The sequence below is a fragment of the Nocardia spumae genome, assembly GCF_020733635.1.
Classification (GTDB): Bacteria; Actinomycetota; Actinomycetes; order Mycobacteriales; family Mycobacteriaceae; genus Nocardia; species Nocardia spumae.
On record NZ_JAJFZL010000001.1, the window covers coordinates 6,857,174 to 6,874,901 of the forward strand.

The window sequence follows — 17,728 nt, forward strand, 5'->3', positions numbered from 1 at the left end:
AGTCGTCACGTTTCCCCCATCTGCTCGGAGAGAAGTTCGAGCAGAGAGCTCGCGGCCAATGCGCCACAACGCTAGCACGCTGGCCGAATACCGGTCCGCCGGTGAATAAGGGCCGCACCCCGTACCAGTCGGATTATCGCAGAAAACCGCCCATCGCCTTCCCGGCGATGGGCGGTCTCGGCTGTCAAGCGGGGTGCGTGCGGATCACCGGGTACGCAGTGCGCGGTTCACCGCGGAGACGACCGCGCGCAGTGACGCGGTGGTGATCGACGTCGCGACACCCACTCCCCAGGTGACCTTGTCGCCGATCGCGCACTCGACGTACGCGGCGGCCTGCGCGTCGTCACCGGAGGACATCGCGTGCTCGGAGTAGTCGAGCACCCGCACGTCGTAGCCGATGGTGGCCAGCGCGTCCACGAACGAGGCCAGCGGCCCGTTACCGGATCCGATGATCTCCTGTTCGACGCCGTCGACCTTCACCACCGCGGTGACGGTGTCGGTCCCGCTGTCGGTTTCGGCGGCGGTCACCTTCTGCCGGATGCGCTCCAGCGGCAGGATCGGGTTCAGGTACTCGTCGGCGAAGACGTCCCACATCTCCTTCGGAGTGACCTCACCACCCTCGCCGTCGGTGATCTTCTGGACCGCCTGCGAGAACTCGATCTGCAGCCGGCGCGGCAGCACCAAGCCGTGGTCGGTCTTCATGATGTAGGCGACACCGCCCTTGCCCGACTGCGAGTTCACCCGGATGACGGCCTCATAGGTACGGCCCACATCCTTGGGATCGATCGGCAGGTACGGGACCTCCCACACGATGTCGTCGACATCGGCGTCGGACGCGTCCGCGGCGGCCTTCATAGCGTCCAGGCCCTTGTTGATCGCGTCCTGGTGACTGCCGGAGAACGCGGTGTAGACCAGGTCGCCGCCGTAGGGGTGGCGCTCGTGCACCGGCAGCTGGTTGCAGTACTCCACCGTGCGGCGGATCTCGTCGATATCGGAGAAGTCGATCTGCGGATCCACACCGCGGGAGAACAGATTCATCCCCAGGGTGACCAGGCAGACGTTGCCGGTGCGCTCGCCGTTGCCGAACAGGCAGCCCTCGATCCGGTCGGCGCCGGCCTGATAGCCCAGCTCAGCGGCGGCCACCGCGGTGCCGCGGTCGTTGTGCGGGTGCAGCGACAGCACGATCGAATCGCGGCGGGCCAGGTTGCGGCTCATCCACTCGATGGAATCGGCGTACACATTCGGCGTCGCCATCTCGACCGTCGCGGGCAGGTTGATGATCAGCGGCTTGTCCGGGGTCGGCGCGATGATCTCCGATACCGCGTCACACACCTCGCGGGCGTATTCCAGTTCGGTGCCGGTGTAGGACTCGGGACTGTACTCGTAGCGCCAGTTGGTGTCCGGGTAGCGCTGCTCGATCTCCAGGCACAGGGTCGCGGCGTCGGTGGCGATCTTCTTGACCGCCGCGCGATCGGCGCGGAAGACCACGCGACGCTGCAGGATCGAGGTCGAGTTGTAGAAATGGACGATCACGTTGGCCGCGCCCTGGCAGGCCTCGAAGGTGCGCTCGATCAGCTCCGGACGGCACTGGGTGAGCACCTGGATGCTGACGTCGTCGGGGATCGCGCCGTCCTCGATGATCTCGCGGACGAAGTCGAAGTCGGTCTGGCTCGCCGACGGGAATCCGACCTCGATCTCCTTGTATCCCATCCGCACCAGCAGATCGAACATGCGGCGCTTGCGGGCCGGGCTCATCGGGTCGATCAGGGCCTGGTTGCCGTCGCGCAGGTCGACGGCACACCAGCCCGGCGTCCGGTCGACGACCTTGTTCGGCCAGGTCCGATCGGGCAGCGTGACGGGTTCGACCTCCTCGGCGAAGGGCCGGTACCGGAAGGTCGGCATCGAGGAGTTCTTCTGCTTGTTCCACGCGGGCTGGTCGGCGGGCGCGGGTTTGGACGGCGCGGTGATGGTGCGCGTGCCGGATACGAAGGCGTCAGCGGGTGACATGGCGTTTCTCCGAGGGTGTGGGTGGGTGTCCCAAATATCTGGGTCGACCGGCACAGCTGAACCCCGCGACGGGAGCCGGTCCGTGTCAGACCCCGTCGCGGCGGCCGAGAAGGAGTGCCCGCTGCATGATGTCGGCCAGTTTACAGGTCGCTACCGAGGTGACGAAAGCACCCTCGGCGGCCCACCACGTAACCTGGCCGAATGAGTTACGACCACGTCCTGCTGCCCGCGGGTGTCGCCACGACGACCGATGCGGTGGAGACCTATCTGGCCGCACAGCAGGGGCAGCCGGCGACCGATGCCGTGACGGCCATCGCCGCCGACGTGAACCGGCGTAACGAGGAACTGCCGGAAGAGGACGCGTTTCTCAGCGTCACCGCCGGCGGTGACGGCACCGGCGCCGCGCTCTACGTCGCCGCCCACTACGACGCCGTCGGACATGTCCGCGATCTGCTGTTCGAGCTGGCCACCCCACGCGACTACGCGCTCTACGATCCGCAGCTGAACTGGCTGATCGATCCCACCGGCCGGATCGACGCCACCGTCACGCACGGCGGAGCCGGCGAATTCCCGTACCTGACCGAGCGGCTCACGCGGCAGTGGGTGGCCGAACTCGCCGAACCCAATCCGTACCTGATCGTCGAACGCGCCGATCACGTCTACATCCAGACCTATCGCGACGAGCCCGGCAGCTACCTGCTGGAGTTCCGCGACGGCTCCCCCGACCGGCACTTCGGTATCCGGCTCGAAGACCCCGCGCAGGTGGCCACGCTCATCTGGGATTGGACCGCGGAGGACCGCAGCCGGCTCGACACGTTCGACTGGGAGCCGGTCGGCTTCTAGAGCGTGCGGCGGCCGGACAGCGCCCGGCCCAGGGTCAGCTCATCGGCGAATTCCAGATCGCCGCCCATCGGCAGGCCGGAGGCCAGCCGGGTGACCGACAATCCCGGGAAGTCACGCAGCATCCGCACCAGATAGGTGGCCGTCGCCTCGCCCTCGGTATTGGGATCGGTGGCGATGATCACCTCGGTGACATCGACTCCGTCCTCCTGATTGCCGATGCGTCCCAACAGCTCTCGAATGCGCAGCTGATCCGGGCCGACCCCGGACAGCGGATCCAGCGCACCACCGAGGACGTGGTAGCGGCCGCGGAACTCGCGGGTGCGCTCGATCGCCTGCACGTCCTTGGGCTCCTCGACGACGCAGATCATGGTGCGGTCGCGGCGCGGATCGGCGCAGATGCGGCACAGTTCACCATCGGAGACCGTGCCGCAGACGACGCAGAACCGCACCCCGTCACGCACCTTCTGCAGGGCGGATTGCAGCCGATCGATCTCCGGCGGCTCCACCGACAGCAGATGAAAGGCGATGCGCTGCGCGCTCTTCGGACCGACGCCGGGAAGTTTGCCCAGCTCGTCGATCAGATCCTGAACCGGACCCTCGTACACCGGAATGCCCGGGTATCAGAACGGCAGGCCGGGCATGGCCCCGCCGCCGCCCATACCGCCGGCCAGCGGACCCAACTTTTCGGCGGCCAGCTGCTGCGCATTGGCCATCGCGTTGTTGATCGCGCCGACCACGAGATCCTGCAGGGTGTCCACATCGTCGGGGTCGACGACCTTCGGGTCGATCTGCAGCGACTGCACCTCGCCGGTGGCCTTGATCGTCACCTTCACCAGACCGCCACCGGCCTCGCCTGCCACCTCGGTCGCGGCGATTTCGGCCTGCGCTTCCATCACCGCCTGCTGCATCTGCTGTGCCTGCGCGAGCAGTGCCTGCATGTCGAACTGTCCACCAGGCTCCACGGGGTGTCCTCTCTGCGGGATGCGAATGCACACCAGCCTAGTCACGTTTGGGTCTAGGCCCGCATCGGCCCGCAAACGGACAATTAGCATCAATGCGGGTCGGGCAACGGCAAGGGGTCGGGGCAACCCGGTGGAGGCCTGCCATGAATGGCATTCGATGTGCACGCGTGTTCTCGGGTCCCTCCCGTGCGACGCGCTCTCGCGTCCGGGGTGCGGCCGCCGCGGCCGCGGTGACGACCGCGCTCGCCCTCGCCCCCGCGATCTCGGCACCCCTCGCGACCGCGGATACCGATTTCGGCGGTGGCTGTGTGCTCTATCCCGACAATCCCGCAGCGACCGTGGCCGCACTGCACGACCATTGCACGTTCCAGCAGCAGTACGACATCTACCGTGCGGCCCCGCGCGGAGATGTCCCGACCGGCGTCACCAACGGCTGGGTGACCAGCCCACCGGTGATGGAGGCGGTGGCGCCGCCGTTCTGGCTGGGCAAGAACTTCTACACCGGACCCGACGGCGGTACCCTCACCAACCGCGTGACCGGTGCCGGAATCGAGGGTTTCCCGGCCAACGCCTACTCCGGCCCGTCCCTGATCGACGGCGCACCGGCCTGGCTCCTGGACTACGCCCCCTCGATCACCCCGCAGATCCTCGACGAGGTCCGTCAGGTCACTCCCGGGGTCTGGCTCGGTTATTCCTGGTGGCGCGGCCACTTCCAGACCACGCCGCTGCTCACCTTCGCCCTCACGGAGCGGTAGGACAAGACACACCGGGGGCCCGAAAACCGCCGGAGCGAAGCGGAGGCCACAGTAGTTGACTCTCCATCTGCTGGAGGGTGTGTGCTGTTCACATGACGGCGACGGTGTCCATCGGTGAGTTTTCCCGGCTCACGTGTCTCAGCGTGAAGACGCTGCGGTACTACCACGAGATCGAGGTGCTGGAACCGGTCTCGATCGATCCGGGGTCCGGCTATCGACGCTATTCGACCGATCAGGTGGAGCGGGCGCATCTGATCCGGCGGTTACGGGATCTGGATATGCCGATTCCGCAGGTCCGCGCGGTACTGGCGGCACCGGATCGCGCGGCGCGGGATGCGGCGCTGCGCGATCATCTGGAGCGGATGGAGGCGGAACTGCTGCGCACTCGCGATGTGGTGGCCTCGCTGCGGTCCTTGTTGTCGCCGAGCGCGCCGATCGAGGTGACCTATCGGATGACGCCGCAGTTCACCGCCCTGGCGATGGCGACGGTGGTGGCGCGCGACGATATCGGCGAGTGGTGCGCGACGGCGTTCGGGCAGCTCTACGGGCTGTTGGGGGCCGCGGGAGTCGATCCGGCGGGGCCGGGCGAGGCCACCTACTCCTCGGACTTCTTCGAAAACGACCGCGGCGAGGTGGTGGTCTACGTTCCGCTCGCCGATACCGCGGTGACCGTCGAGCACCCCGGCACGGAGCTCCGGCGGTTCGCCGCCCGCCGTTTCGCGATCGCGGTGCACACCGGGCCGTTCACCGATTTCGATCGCACCTACGGCGCCCTCGGCTCACATGTCGCCGAACACGATGTCGCGCTGGCGGAACCGATTCGCGAGATCTACGTGGTCGGACCCCAGGATTCCGGCGATCCGGACACCTTCCGCACCGAGGTGTGCTGGCCGATCGCCCCGCGCTGACTTTTCGCAATTCCACGAGAACCCAACCGGGAGAGGTAGTTACATGACACTCGCGCTGAGCAACATCACCTTCGACTGCGCCGACGCGGCGACGCTGGCGAATTTCTACGGGCGACTACTGGATCGACCGGTGAATCCGGACGCGAACCGGTACTTCGCGACCGTCGGCAGCGCCGAGCAGGGTCCGACCCTGATGTTCACCGCGGTCCCGGACAAGACCCCGGGCAAGAACGCCGTCCACCTCGATCTGAGCGCGCCGGATTGGCGCGCTCAGATCGAGCGAGCGGTAGCGCTGGGCGCCGAGCACATCGGCGACTTCGACGAGTACGGAGTCCGCTGGGCGACCCTGGCCGACCCGGAGGGCAACCTCTTCGATATAGGCCGTGCCTGAGGGTCGCCGCTTCCCTCGCTGTCTGCGAATCCCGCTGCGAGACAGTAGAACCCGGGCCGAGACCCGCGTCGGCGGTGCCGACGCGGAAAATTCAGGCCAGTTCGCGCTGGAGGTTCTCGAGCACCTCGGCCTGGATCTTCTTCAGGCCGAGCGGGGCGAAGATCCCCTCGAAGAAGCCGGGAACACCACCGGCGCCCTTCCACGTCGTGCGAACAGTCACCACCGAGCCCTCACCGGAGGGCGACACCGTCCAGGTGGTGACCAGGGTGGAGTTCGAATCACGTTCGGTCACCATGGAATCGGAGACCGTGACGACGGCGTGAACGTTGCGGGAGCGCTTCTCGGTGGCCTGCAGCGTCCACTCCGCCACCGTTCCCGCCCCCTTCCCACCCTCGAGAACCTTGTAGTCACGATAATGCGCGGACAGAATGCGCGGCCGCACGCCCTCGTAGTCCGCAATGGCGTCCAGCACGCGCTGCGGTTCACCAGCCACGACGGTCGAGCTGGATGCACTGACCTGTCCCACAATGAGCTCCTAGTCCGATCCGGTTTGTTCTGTTCGTTCGATTTCGGGCCGTTCTGCCGGGCTATGCTACGCCGGGCTCTGGGGCAATTCTGGACCGGCAGATGCTGTTTCGCACTGCCGAAGCGAACAACTTTTCAGGGGTATATAGGTGTCGGGCCTTGCCAGCGGCGGATCACGTATCAAGAACATCCTCAAATGGGGTGGCCTCGTCGCGGCGGGCATCGTCGCGATCGTCGTCTCGATCTCACTGTTGAACAGCCATGGCAAGGTCGACTGCGGGGGCCAGGACATGAAGGCCGGGGACGAGTGCGTCCAGGTCAGCAAGCGTGGTCACACCACCACCCGCTCGATGGACGAGCAGGCCTCGAGCAACACTCGAACCGGCTGGATAATGCTGGGCGTCGGCGTGCTGATGATCGCCGGCGGTGGGTTCCTCCTCGTGCAGGAGTTGCGCAAGCCGGGTGAATCGGGCCCTCGGCAGGCCGTGCAGGTGACGCCGAACGGCCCGTCCAATCCGCCGATGCCCGCCTACGGTCCCGCGGGCTACCCGCCGGCGGGCGCGAATCCGGCGCCGTATCCGCCCGCCGCGCCCGGGTATCCACCCGCCGGTTATCCCCCGCCCGGATATCCGGCGGCCGGCCCCGGCTATCCCCCGCCGCCGCCCGGATATCCGGCCGCGCCGCACGGACATCCCCAATACGCCGCCGGCCCAGCCAATTACGGACCCGGCCCCGCTGGTGGATACCCGCCCGCACCACAGGGCTATCCGCCCGCCGGACACCGCTGAGCGATGCCGGCGGATCACCGTCGCACCCGCCCCGCCTCCGCCGCGGTACGAGCCGGAGTCGGCGACGAGCCTCGGGCACGCCCCCGATACCGGACACCCGGCGCCGGCCCGGGCCGGCGCCGACCCACGGCACCCCTCGAAGCGGAACGCTGGTTCCGGGACGGTTCACGATTTTCGACTGATTCGTCACAAACCGCGCAGCGCATGGCCACTCACTCTTTTCCGCGCGGAAATATGTGCGTGAACTGCGGATACAGGTGGGGGCGGAGCACCGCCTTCGTGATCGAACGCAATGCAACAGATGCGTGAAGAATCGACGCGATAGGTACCCTCGCGGTGGCCGGGTCAAACCCGGAGAGATAGCGTCAGGGTGTGGCAGTGAGTCTGTTGGGGAAGGCCGGCCGCGCGCCGGCCGCACGCGAATCAGGTTTTGCCGCGCACCGAGAAGGTGTCGAGCGTCTGCTCGCCAGCTATCGTGCGATTCCTTCCGATGCCAACGTGCGGTTGGCCAAGAAGACGTCGAACTTATTTCGCGCCCGGGCGAAGAACCCCGCACCCGGATTGGATGTGTCGGGACTTACCCGGGTGATCGCGGTCGATCCGGAGAGCAAGACCGCGGAGGTGGCCGGTATGACCACCTACGAGGATTTGGTCGCGGCCACGCTGCCCTACGGTCTGGCGCCCCTGGTGGTTCCGCAGCTGAAGACGATCACGCTGGGGGGCGCGGTCACCGGTCTGGGTATCGAGTCGACGTCGTTCCGCAACGGTCTGCCGCACGAGTCCGTACTCGAGATCGACGTGCTGACCGGAGCCGGTGAGATCATCACCGTGACCCCGGACGGAGAACACGCCGATCTGTTCCGAGGGTTCCCGAATTCCTATGGCACGCTCGGTTATTCGACCCGGCTGAAGATCGAGCTGGAATCGGTGCAGCCGTATGTGGCGTTGCGCCACGTGCGCTTCCACGATCTGCGGGAGCTGGAGTCGGTGATGGCGCGGATCGTCACCGAGCGCAGCTACGCGGGCGAACGGGTCGACTATCTCGACGGCGCCGTATTCACCGCCGACGAAAGCTATCTCGTCCTCGGACGCCAGACCGACGAGCCGGGCCCGGTCAGCGATTACACCGGGATGGACATCTACTACCAGTCGATCCGGCACGACGGCGCCGAACCCGCACGCGACCGGCTGACCATCCACGACTACCTGTGGCGCTGGGATACCGACTGGTTCTGGTGCTCTCGGGCATTCGGCACCCAGAACCCGAAGATCCGCCGGTTCTGGCCCAAGCCGTACCGGCGCTCCAGCTTCTACTGGAAACTCATCGCGCTGGACCACAAATACGACATCGCGGACAAACTCGAGGCTCGCAAGGGTAATCCGCCCCGCGAGCGCGTGGTGCAGGACATCGAGGTACCGATCGAGCGGACCGCCGATTTCCTGCACTGGTTCCTGCGCGAAATTCCGATCGAACCGCTCTGGTTGTGCCCACTTCGGTTGCGCGACAGCGCGGAAACGCCCGGCAGTGGCGTTCCGGACGACCCCTCGCGCCCGTGGCCGCTCTATCCGCTGGAACCCGAGCGGACGTACGTGAATGTCGGATTCTGGTCGGCGGTGCCGAAACAACCCGGCCAGATCGAAGGCGCGGCCAATAGGGCCATCGAGGACGAGGTCGCCCGCCTCGACGGCCACAAGTCGCTCTACTCGGATTCCTATTACTCGGAAGAGGACTTCGCGCGCCTCTACGGCGGCGACGACTATCCGAACCTGAAGAAACGATACGACCCCGATCATCGTTTGCTGGATTTGTATTCGAAGGCGGTGCAACGCAAGTGACGACATTCAAGGATTCCCAGCTACCCCCGCTCTCGGAGCTGGGAACCAAGCTCAGCATCGCCGAGATCTTCGAGACGCTCGTCGACGGCGGGGTCCCGATCCGGTTCTCCGCCTACGATGGCAGCAGCACCGGACCCGATGATTCGAAATTCAGCCTCGAGATCACGACGCCGCGCGGGATCAACTACATCGCCACCGCACCCGGCGATCTCGGTATGGCGCGCGCCTACATCTCGGGCGATATGGCCGCCGAGGGTGTCCACCCCGGCGATCCGTACGAAATCCTGAAAGCGATGAGCGACTTGAAGTTCCGGCGCCCGTCGGCGCTGGCGCTGGTCACCATCGCGCGGTCGCTGGGCTGGGATGCGCTCAAGCCCATCGCCCCGCCGCCGCAGGAGACACTGCCGCGCTGGCGGCGTATCGCGCTCGAGGGTCTGCGGCATTCGAAGAACCGCGACGCCGAGGTGATCCACCACCACTACGACGTATCCAACCGGTTCTACGAATTGGTCCTCGGCCCGTCGATGACCTACACCTGCGCCTGCTACGCGGACGAGAACCAGACCCTCGAACAGGCCCAGGAGAACAAGTACCGCCTGGTGTTCGAGAAGTTGAACCTGAAGGCCGGCGATCGGCTGCTCGACATCGGCTGCGGCTGGGGCGGCATGGTTCGCTACGCCGCCCGGCGCGGAGTCGAGGTCATCGGCGCCACCCTGTCCAAGGAGCAGGCCGAGTGGGCGCAGGCCAAGATCGTCGAGGAGGGCCTGCAGGAGCTGGCCGAGGTGCGCCACAGCGACTACCGCGACGTGCCCGAGTCGGGATTCGACGCGCTGTCGTCCATCGGTCTCACCGAGCACATCGGCGTGCAGAACTATCCGGGCTACTTCACCTTCATCCAGAGCAAGCTGCGCGACGGCGGGCTGTTCCTGAACCACACCATCACCCGGCCCGACAACTCCCGGACCACCAAGGCGGGCGATTTCATCGATCGCTATGTGTTCCCGGACGGCGAGTTGATCGGTTCCGGCCGCATCATCAGCGATATCCAGAACGTCGGCCTCGAGGTCCTGCACGAGGAGAACCTGCGCCCGCACTACGCGCTGACGCTGCACGAATGGTGTAAGAACCTGGTCGCGAACTGGGACGAGTGCGTCGAGGAGGTCGGTGAGGGCACCGCCAAGGTGTGGGGCCTGTACATGGCCGGCTCCCAGCTCGGCTTCGAGCGCAACGTGGTGCAGCTGCATCAGGTGCTCGGTATGAAGCTCGGGCCGAAGAAGAGCTGGGACGTACCGCTGCGGCCCTGGTGGAACGCCTGATCGCGGGTGTGAGAGCCGGAGCTAACGCAACAGGGAGGTGAGAAAGGGCCGGGGAATATCGAACGACCCGGTCCCCTCACCGGCGAGCAGCACATCGTCGCGTAGTGAGTGCAGCAGCAGGCTCAACTCCGGCCCGGCATCGAGAAGCGGCCTGGTCCAACCCAATCGGGCACATCGGTCCAGGGCCGGCAACAGGGTGGTGATCGCCTCCCCGTTCCACCCGGCGACCGACAGACATTCGACCAGCAGCAGCGCGGCGTCCAATTCCGCGCGGGGACGGTTCTGTTCGACCATCCGGCCGTAGAGCGCGCGGGCGCGTTTGACCGCCGACTCGATGCCGTCGGCCGCCGCGCCGGCGCCGTCCATACTCCGGTAGTGGCGCGCCAGCAGCCCTCGCACCGCCGCCACCTCCTCGGCCTCGGCGGTCAACGCCGCGATTCCGGCCCCGTACCGCAGCACCGGCGACGGACCCGAGATCATCGGCGGATCCTCGAGGCCGAGCCGCAGGCGTTCGGCCCGGATGTGGGCGGCCATCCGGGGCAGTCTGCGTTCCACCGCCATCCGGGCGCCTTCGTCCAGCCGGTTCCGGGCGGTGTCGCGATCGCCCAGCGCCGCCTTGACCCGCGCGCCCACCACGAAGGTGGTGATCGTGAAATCCACCGCGCCGATCCGCGCCGGGAGCAGGTGGCTCTGCTCGAGCAGGCTGTCCGCCGATGCCAGATCACCGCGCCGATAGGTCAGTTCCCCCAGCAGCGCCGCCGAGACCGACACCGCGTGCGACCGCGGCCCGGACCGCTCCCGGCCGATCTGCCAGGCCTTCTCGAAGCAGCGGGTCGCGGTATCCAGATCGAGCTGTTCATAGGCCACCGCACCGGTATTGAGCAGGCCGAGGACCACGCCCAGCGGATCCTTGGACCGGCTGTGATAGGGCGCGGCCCAATCCTGAATGGTCACCGCGCCGTCGAAATCGAAATCGCACAGCCGCACGAAGGACACCAGATTCGCCGCGGTGGACACCGTCCAGGCCGGGAGTTCGTCGGGGTGCTCCAGACACGGCAGGACCTTCTCCAGCACGCCGTCGGTCCGATCGCGCGCGACCAGATCGGCGGCCGAGAGCACCGCGGCCTCACAGCGCTGCCGGGTGGCATCGGTATCCGAGGGGGAGCTGCGGGCGAGCATATTCGACAAGCGGCCCAGGGCGGTTCGAGCCGCACCCGACTGCTGCAGATTGATATTGGCTCGGGCCAGCGCCATCAGCAGCTTCGATCGCGATGTCACCTGTTGCACAGGCAGTTTCGATACAGTGCCGAGCAGGGTCGCGAGCCGGGAGGTGTCGATGAGATCCATCCCCCCGTTCTCGACCAGGTCGACCGCCATCTTCAAATCGGTGGCCGCCAGCGCGTGGTCGACCGATTTCCGCAGCTGCTGATGCTCGGCGTACCAGCGCGATGCCTTGCGGTGCAGGGACTTCAGCTTCCCCGGATGCACCCGCTCCAGGCGCGCACGCAGTTGTTCGGCGAACAGCGGCTGGATGCGGAACCAGTCGGGATCGTGGTCGACGCGGGTGACGAAGAGCTCACGCTGCTGGGCCTGTTCCAGCAGCTGTTCGGCGTCGGGTTCGCCGCTGAGCGCCGCGGCCAGCGGGCCGTTGAGTTTCTCGGCCACCGAGATCGACATCAGGAATTCGAGCATGCGCGGTTCGATACCGTCGAGAACGTTCTCGGACAGGTACTCCCGGATGGCGTGGTTACCGTCGGACAGATGCGCGATGAGCCGGGCCGGATCCACCGGAGCGCCGTCGGCGCTGCCACGCAGCGACAGACTCACCAGCTGAATCGCCGCGGGCCAGCCGTCGGTGGCGGAGTGGATCTGCGCCACCTGATCCTCGGTGAGCTGAAAGTCGTTGCGGTCCAGCAGGATCTGACGCGTCTCCGCCGGGGTCAGCCGGAGTTCGTGACTTCCGATCTCGACCAGTTCGTCACGCACCCGCATCCGGCTCAGCGGAAGCCCGGCCTGTTCCCGGGTGGTGACGACGAACCGCAGATGGTGACATCCGTTGTCCAGCAGGGCATCCATGACCCGGCGGGCGCCGTCGTCGCTGACCCGGTCCCAATCCTCGACCACCACCACGATGGTGTCGCCGGCGCTGTGGATCTCGTCGATCAGAGTGGTGGTCGCGTACGACACCGACTCGGCCGGGCGCTCCTCGAGCATCTCCTCGAGCCCGGCGCCGATATTCGGGGCGACCCGCCGGATGGCCTGGATCAGGTGGGCCAGGAACCAGACCTCGTTGTCGTCGTCGTGATCGATGCCGATCCACGCCACCGCGATACCCCGGCCGGTGAGCTCGGCACGCCACTGCGCGGCGATCGTACTCTTGCCGAACCCCGCCGGGCCGTGGATCACCGCGAGCTTGCGCCGCCCGCCCGCCCGCAACGTATCCAGCAGTCGCGGTCGTGAGACGGGTTCGCGGGTCGGGGTCGACGGGCGGAATTTCGTTGCGGCAGTAGGCGGTAACGTCGGGGGCGCCCCGGTCCCGGTGGGTGCCCCCGGGGCGCGCAGCGCGGAGGGAGCGAGAATCGAGCGACTGCGCCGCGACGTCATCGGATAGGCGGTGGACGGGGTGACCACCGCATGTTCCTCGGAGGCGCCGTCCCCGTCCAGCAGCGCCATATCGTCGGGGGCCTCGCCGTGCGCGATCTGCACCGCCCGCAACGCGTCACCGAATTCCAGGGCCGACGCCGGACGATCCGCGGGCTCGGGGGCCATGGCGCTCTCGATCACCGCCGCGACATCGGCGGGTATGTCCTGTTCGCGCAGATCGGGCACCGGCTGGGTGGTGATGCGCAGGAATTGCGCGACGACCCGTTCGCCGGATCGGCGTTCGAAGGCGGCATGCCCGGTGATCAGCGCGAACAGTGTCGCGCCCAGGCCGTACACATCCGAGCGCACGGTCGGTTCCTCACCCTTGAGCACCTCGGGTGCGGTGAACGCCGGTGAGCCGGTGATCATGCTGGTGGAGGTCTGGAATCCACCGGGGATCCGGGCGATTCCGAAGTCGGTCAGTTGCGGTTCGCCGTAGCGGTTGAGCAGCACATTCGCCGGTTTCACGTCACGGTGCAGCACGTGGACGCGATGCGCGCTCTCGATCGCCCCGGCCAGTTTCACGCCGACACGCAGCGATTCCGACCAGCTCAGCGGGCCGTGATCGCGGATCAGCTGTTCCAGCGAACCGTGGGTGGCATACGGCATGACGATGAACGGCAGACCGCTCGGCGTGACGTCGACCTGCAGCACATCGACGATATTGGGGTGACCGGACAGCCGGCCCATCGCATGTTCCTCGCGCAGGAACCGCTCGCGGCTCTCCTCATCGATCTCCGAGGACAGCACCTTGACGGCGACGGTGCGTTCCAGGGCGCGCTGGGCACAGCGGTACACCACGCCGAAGCCACCCCGGCCGATCTCCTCGGCGTCGAACAACCCCATCGCCTCGAGTTCGTCGGCGATACGAATCGGTTGGTAGCGCGCGGTATTGGCCCCCGCCTCCTCCTCCTGCTGCGCCTCCTCCGACTCGGCCCCCTCGGGTACCGGCTTCGAGTCCGCCGCGGGATTGTCGGCGCTGCGGACCTTGCCCGTCTGTGGGTTCATATAGCCACCTCGAACGTTCCGCCCTGATTCCAACGTAGCGCGGTCGATGGGCATGGGGACACAGTTCGGCGGGCTTCGATTCGGGACCGTTGTCCGGGCATCGCACCGTCGCAGGTCGTAGCGCCGAAACGCCGAAGACCCGGATCACGCGGGGCGTGATCCGGGTCGCGGCAGCGGATCTCAGCGGTCTGTCACCGCGGCGAGAACCTTACTTGCGCAGCGAGGCCGGCACCTCGAAACGCTCGCCGAACTTCGCGGCCAGCTCGTCGGCACGGGCGACGAAACCCTCCTTGCCGCCGGGGTAGCCGACGATGAACTGGTGCACACCACCGGTCCAGGCCGGGTAGCCGATACCGAAGATCGAGCCGATGTTCGCGTCGGCGGTGCTGGTCAGCACGCCCTCGTCGAAGCACTTCTGGGTCTCGATGGCCTCGATGAACAGCATGCGGTCCTTCAGATCCTGCAGTGTGACGCCCTCGGGCAGCTCACGGCTGGAGTTGAAGGTGCTGCGCAGGTCCTCCCACAGGCCGGCGGTCTTGCCGTCGACGTAGTTGTAGAAGCCCGCACCGTGCAGCTTGCCCTTGCGATCGAACTTGTCGATCATCGTCTCGACCACGCGGCCCGAAGCCAGCGAGGACTCGGAGATCTTGATGCCGTCCTTCTCGGCGGCCTCCTTGGTCTCCTTGAAGATCTTCTGCATGGTCTCGAAGTTGAGCTCGTCGCTCAGCTTCAGCGGCGCGGCCGGGTAGCCCGCCTGCAGACCGGCCTGCTCGATGGTCTGCGGGTCGATGTTCTCCTCGAGCATCATGATGGCCTCGTTGATGAACGTGCCGATGACGCGTGAGGTGAAGAAGCCGCGGCTGTCGTTGACCACGATCGGGGTCTTGCGGATCGCGAGGGTGTAGTCGTACACCCGGGCCAGCGCCTCGTCCGAGGTCTTCTCACCACGGATGATCTCCACCAGCGGCATCTTGTCGACCGGGGAGAAGAAGTGGATACCGATGAAGTCCTCGGCCCGCTTCACACCGTTGGCCAGCAGGGTGATGGGCAAGGTGGAGGTGTTGGAGCCCAGCAGCGCGTCGGCGTCGACGACGTCCTCGATCTCACCGAAGACCTTGGCCTTCAGGTCGGGGTTCTCGAAGACGGCCTCGATGACGAAGTCCACACCGGCCAGATCCTGCGGATCGGCGGTCGGGTGGATGCGGTCCAGCAGCGCCTTGGACTTCTCCTCGGTGGTCTTGCCACGCGAGAGCGCCTTCTCCTCGAGCTTGACCGAGTAGTCCTTACCGCGGTCGGCGTTCTCCTGGGAGACGTCCTTGAGCACGACCTCGAAACCGGCCTTGGCCGAAACGTAGGCGATGCCCGCGCCCATCATGCCGGCGCCGAGCACGCCGACCTTCTTGATCTCGCGCTTGGGCACATCCTTGGGACGGGAGCCGCCGTTGTTGATGTGCTGCAGGTCGAAGAAGAACGCCTGGATCATGTTCTTCGCGACCGGGCCGGTCAGCAGGGAGACGAAGTACCGCGACTCGATGAGCGAGGCGTTGTCGAAGTCGACCTGCGCACCCTCGACCGCGGCGGCCATGATGGCACGCGGAGCCGGCATGTTCTGGCCCTTGGTCTGCTTGCGCAGGTTGGCCGGGAACGCCGGGAGGTTGGCGGCCAGCGCCGGGCTCGACGGCGAGCCGCCCGGGATCTTGTAGCCCTTGCGGTCCCACGGCTGGACGGCGGCGTTGGCATCATCCTTGTTGGCCTTGATCCACGCCTTGGCGGCCGGGACGAGCTCCTCGACGCTGCCGACGACCTCGTTGACCAGGCCCTTGGCCTTGGCTTTCTGCGCGTTGAACTTGTTGCCCTGCAGCAGCACGCTCATCAGGCCGTCGGCGATGCCGAGCATGCGGGTGATGCGGGTGACACCGCCACCGGCCGGGAGCAGGCCGAGCGAGACCTCGGGCAGACCGATCTGTACGCCCTTGACGTCGGCGGCGATGCGGTAATGGGTGGCCAGCGCGATCTCCAGGCCACCGCCGAGCGCGGCGCCGTTGATGGCGGCCACGACCGGCTTGCCCAGGGTCTCCAGCTGACGCAGGTCGGCCTTGATGCTGGTGAGCTCTTCCATGATGTCCGGAGCGTTCTCCGGGGTGGTCTTCATCATGTTCTTGAGGTCACCGCCGGCGAAGAAGGTCTTCTTCGCGGAGGTGATGACGACACCGGTGATGTCGTCGGCCTCGGCCACCAGGCGCTCGACCGTCGCGTGCATCGAGCTCTTGTAGAGCTCGTTCATCGTGTTGGCGCCCTGGTTCGGGTCGTCCATGGTCAGCACGACGATGCCGTCGGCATCCTTTTCCCAGCCGATCATGTTCTCTGTCATAGTTTTTCGTTCTCCTGGAGAATTAGATTGGCGGGATCAGACGCGCTCGATGATGGTGGCAACACCCATGCCGCCGCCGATGCAGAGGGTCACCAGCGCGTAGCGGGCGTTGCGACGCTCCAGCTCGTCGACCATGGTGCCGGTGATCATGGCGCCGGTGGCGCCCAGCGGGTGGCCCATCGCGATGGCGCCGCCGTTGACGTTCAGCTTCTCGTCCGGGATCTTCAGATCCTTCTGGAACTTCAGCGCGACCGAGGCGAACGCCTCGTTGATCTCGAACAGGTCGATGTCGTCGACCGACAGACCGGCCTTGGCCAGCGCCTTGTGCGCGGCGGGGGTCGGACCGGTGAGCATGATGGTGGCGTCGGCGCCGCTGGTCGCGGTGGAGACGATGCGGGCACGCGGGGTCAGGCCCGAGGCCTTACCGGCCTCTTCGGTGCCGACCAGCACGAGCGCGGCACCGTCGACGATGCCGGAGCTGTTGCCGCCGTGGTGCACGTGGTCGATCTGCTCGATGTAGTGGAACTTCTGCAGCGCGACGGCGTCGAAGCCACCCATCTCACCGATGCCGGCGAACGAGGGCTTCAGCTTGCCCAGATCCGCGACGGTGGTGCCGGGACGCATGTGCTCGTCCTGATCGAGCACGGTCAGGCCGTTGATGTCCTTGACCGGGACGACGGACTTGGCGAAGTAACCGCCGGACCAGGCCTGCGCGGCCAGTTCCTGCGAGCGCACGGCGAAAGCGTCGACATCCTCGCGGGAGAAGCCCTCGATGGTGGCGATCAGGTCGGCGCCGATGCCCTGGGGAGCGATGTAGAGGTCGAAGCTGGTGGCCGGGTCGGCGAACAGCGCACCGCCGTCGGAGCCCATCGGCACGCGCGACATGGACTCGACGCCACCGGCGATGACCAGGTCGTCGAAGCCGGAGCGAACCTTCTGGGCGGCCATGTTGACGGCCTCGAGGCCGGAGGCGCAGAAGCGGTTGATCTGCACGCCACCGACGGTGTCGGGCAGGCCGGCGGTCAGCACCGTGGTACGGGCGATATCGGCACCCTGGTCACCGATCGGCGAGACGACACCGAGGATGATGTCGGAGATGCGATCCTCGTCGAGGTTCGGGAAGCGGTTGCGCAGCTCCTGGACCAGACCGGTCGTCAGATCGATCGGCTTGACCGAGTGCAGCGAGCCCTTCTTGTTGCGGCCACGCGGAGTGCGGATGGCCTCGAAAATGTAGGCCTCTGTGGTCATATCGGAGTGTTTCCTTCCTTAAAGGTGCCGACCGGCCATCCGACCGACCGTGTTCGATCCCGGCGAGTCACCCGCGCCACGACGCCACCGACGCCACGACACGACAGGCCCACCACACCGGCGATCC

Annotated in this window: 14 protein-coding genes; 7 read left to right on the forward strand and 7 right to left on the reverse strand. The window is 66.7% G+C overall.

Annotated elements, in window-relative coordinates; translation table 11 throughout:
* Positions 1 to 204: 204 nt before the first annotated feature.
* The gene (gene leuA / locus LKD76_RS30680) at positions 205 to 2,007 is read right to left on the reverse strand and encodes a 2-isopropylmalate synthase (RefSeq protein WP_227984912.1); all 1,803 of its coding nucleotides are present in this window, start codon (positions 2,005 to 2,007) and stop codon (positions 205 to 207) included.
* A 201-nt stretch (positions 2,008 to 2,208) separates the two neighbouring features.
* Here leuA and LKD76_RS30685 point away from each other — a divergent pair, with 201 nt between their 5' ends.
* Complete coding sequence (locus tag LKD76_RS30685; protein ID WP_227984914.1) at positions 2,209 to 2,850, forward strand: hypothetical protein; 642 nt, start codon at positions 2,209 to 2,211, stop codon at positions 2,848 to 2,850.
* Here LKD76_RS30685 and recR read toward each other — a convergent pair.
* Together recR and LKD76_RS30695 are read right to left on the reverse strand one after the other, a co-directional pair.
* Positions 2,847 to 3,455: a recombination mediator RecR gene (gene recR, locus LKD76_RS30690; RefSeq protein ID WP_025346652.1), complete on the reverse strand. Its 609-nt coding sequence runs from the start codon at positions 3,453 to 3,455 to the stop codon at positions 2,847 to 2,849. The two genes, LKD76_RS30685 and recR, sit on opposite strands and share 4 nt — an antisense overlap.
* A gap of 15 nt (positions 3,456 to 3,470) precedes the next feature.
* Positions 3,471 to 3,812, reverse strand: a complete 342-nt coding sequence (locus tag LKD76_RS30695) for a YbaB/EbfC family nucleoid-associated protein (RefSeq protein WP_227984916.1) — start codon at positions 3,810 to 3,812, stop codon at positions 3,471 to 3,473.
* Between the two features lie 167 nt (positions 3,813 to 3,979).
* Between LKD76_RS30695 and LKD76_RS30700 the strand changes: the two genes are divergently transcribed.
* From LKD76_RS30700 to LKD76_RS30710, 3 genes are all read left to right on the forward strand, one after another.
* Positions 3,980 to 4,567, forward strand: a complete 588-nt coding sequence (locus tag LKD76_RS30700) for a hypothetical protein (protein ID WP_227984917.1) — start codon at positions 3,980 to 3,982, stop codon at positions 4,565 to 4,567.
* A 92-nt stretch (positions 4,568 to 4,659) separates the two neighbouring features.
* Positions 4,660 to 5,475 carry a MerR family transcriptional regulator gene (locus LKD76_RS30705; protein WP_227984919.1) on the forward strand — a complete coding sequence of 272 codons (816 nt, stop codon included), beginning with the start codon at positions 4,660 to 4,662 and terminating at the stop codon, positions 5,473 to 5,475.
* Between the two features lie 43 nt (positions 5,476 to 5,518).
* Positions 5,519 to 5,866 (forward strand): VOC family protein, encoded by a 348-nt coding sequence (locus LKD76_RS30710; protein WP_227984921.1) that lies wholly within the window; start codon positions 5,519 to 5,521, stop codon positions 5,864 to 5,866.
* A gap of 91 nt (positions 5,867 to 5,957) precedes the next feature.
* On the opposite strand, the gene LKD76_RS30715 is transcribed toward LKD76_RS30710, so the two are convergent.
* The gene (locus LKD76_RS30715; RefSeq protein WP_227984923.1) at positions 5,958 to 6,392 is read right to left on the reverse strand and encodes an SRPBCC family protein; all 435 of its coding nucleotides are present in this window, start codon (positions 6,390 to 6,392) and stop codon (positions 5,958 to 5,960) included.
* 148 nt (positions 6,393 to 6,540) lie between these two features.
* Here LKD76_RS30715 and LKD76_RS30720 point away from each other — a divergent pair, with 148 nt between their 5' ends.
* The 3 genes from LKD76_RS30720 (at position 6,541) to LKD76_RS30730 (ending at position 10,331) form a co-directional block, all read left to right on the forward strand.
* On the forward strand, positions 6,541 to 7,179 hold the full coding sequence (locus LKD76_RS30720; protein ID WP_227984924.1) for a hypothetical protein: 639 nt from the start codon (positions 6,541 to 6,543) through the stop codon (positions 7,177 to 7,179).
* A 378-nt stretch (positions 7,180 to 7,557) separates the two neighbouring features.
* A complete protein-coding gene (locus LKD76_RS30725) occupies positions 7,558 to 9,015 on the forward strand; it encodes an FAD-binding oxidoreductase (RefSeq protein ID WP_227985489.1) in 1,458 nt (485 codons plus the stop codon).
* On the forward strand, positions 9,012 to 10,331 hold the full coding sequence (locus LKD76_RS30730) for a class I SAM-dependent methyltransferase (RefSeq protein ID WP_227984925.1): 1,320 nt from the start codon (positions 9,012 to 9,014) through the stop codon (positions 10,329 to 10,331). Before LKD76_RS30725 ends, LKD76_RS30730 begins: the two co-directional genes overlap by 4 nt.
* Before the next feature lie 21 nt (positions 10,332 to 10,352).
* Here the strand turns inward: LKD76_RS30730 and LKD76_RS30735 are convergent, their stop codons facing one another.
* The 3 genes from LKD76_RS30735 to LKD76_RS30745 form a co-directional block, all read right to left on the reverse strand.
* Positions 10,353 to 13,982 (reverse strand): serine/threonine-protein kinase, encoded by a 3,630-nt coding sequence (locus tag LKD76_RS30735; RefSeq protein ID WP_227984926.1) that lies wholly within the window; start codon positions 13,980 to 13,982, stop codon positions 10,353 to 10,355.
* Positions 13,983 to 14,190: 208 nt separating this feature from the next.
* The gene (locus LKD76_RS30740) at positions 14,191 to 16,353 is read right to left on the reverse strand and encodes a 3-hydroxyacyl-CoA dehydrogenase NAD-binding domain-containing protein (RefSeq protein WP_227984927.1); all 2,163 of its coding nucleotides are present in this window, start codon (positions 16,351 to 16,353) and stop codon (positions 14,191 to 14,193) included.
* 36 nt (positions 16,354 to 16,389) lie between these two features.
* Positions 16,390 to 17,601: an acetyl-CoA C-acetyltransferase gene (locus LKD76_RS30745; RefSeq protein WP_227984928.1), complete on the reverse strand. Its 1,212-nt coding sequence runs from the start codon at positions 17,599 to 17,601 to the stop codon at positions 16,390 to 16,392.
* Positions 17,602 to 17,728: the final 127 nt, after the last annotated feature.

Excerpts from the sequence above, each read along its gene's own strand:
- LKD76_RS30745 (WP_227984928.1), bottom strand. The coding sequence starts at position 17,601 with ATGACCACAGAGGCCTACATTTTCGAGGCCATCCGCACTCCGCGTGGC.
- LKD76_RS30710 (WP_227984921.1), top strand. The coding sequence starts at position 5,519 with ATGACACTCGCGCTGAGCAACATCACCTTCGACTGCGCCGACGCGGCG.
- LKD76_RS30735 (WP_227984926.1), bottom strand. The coding sequence starts at position 13,982 with ATGAACCCACAGACGGGCAAGGTCCGCAGCGCCGACAATCCCGCGGCG.
- LKD76_RS30685 (WP_227984914.1), top strand. The coding sequence starts at position 2,209 with ATGAGTTACGACCACGTCCTGCTGCCCGCGGGTGTCGCCACGACGACC.
- leuA (WP_227984912.1), bottom strand. The coding sequence starts at position 2,007 with ATGTCACCCGCTGACGCCTTCGTATCCGGCACGCGCACCATCACCGCG.
- LKD76_RS30740 (WP_227984927.1), bottom strand. The coding sequence starts at position 16,353 with ATGACAGAGAACATGATCGGCTGGGAAAAGGATGCCGACGGCATCGTC.
- LKD76_RS30705 (WP_227984919.1), top strand. The coding sequence starts at position 4,660 with ATGACGGCGACGGTGTCCATCGGTGAGTTTTCCCGGCTCACGTGTCTC.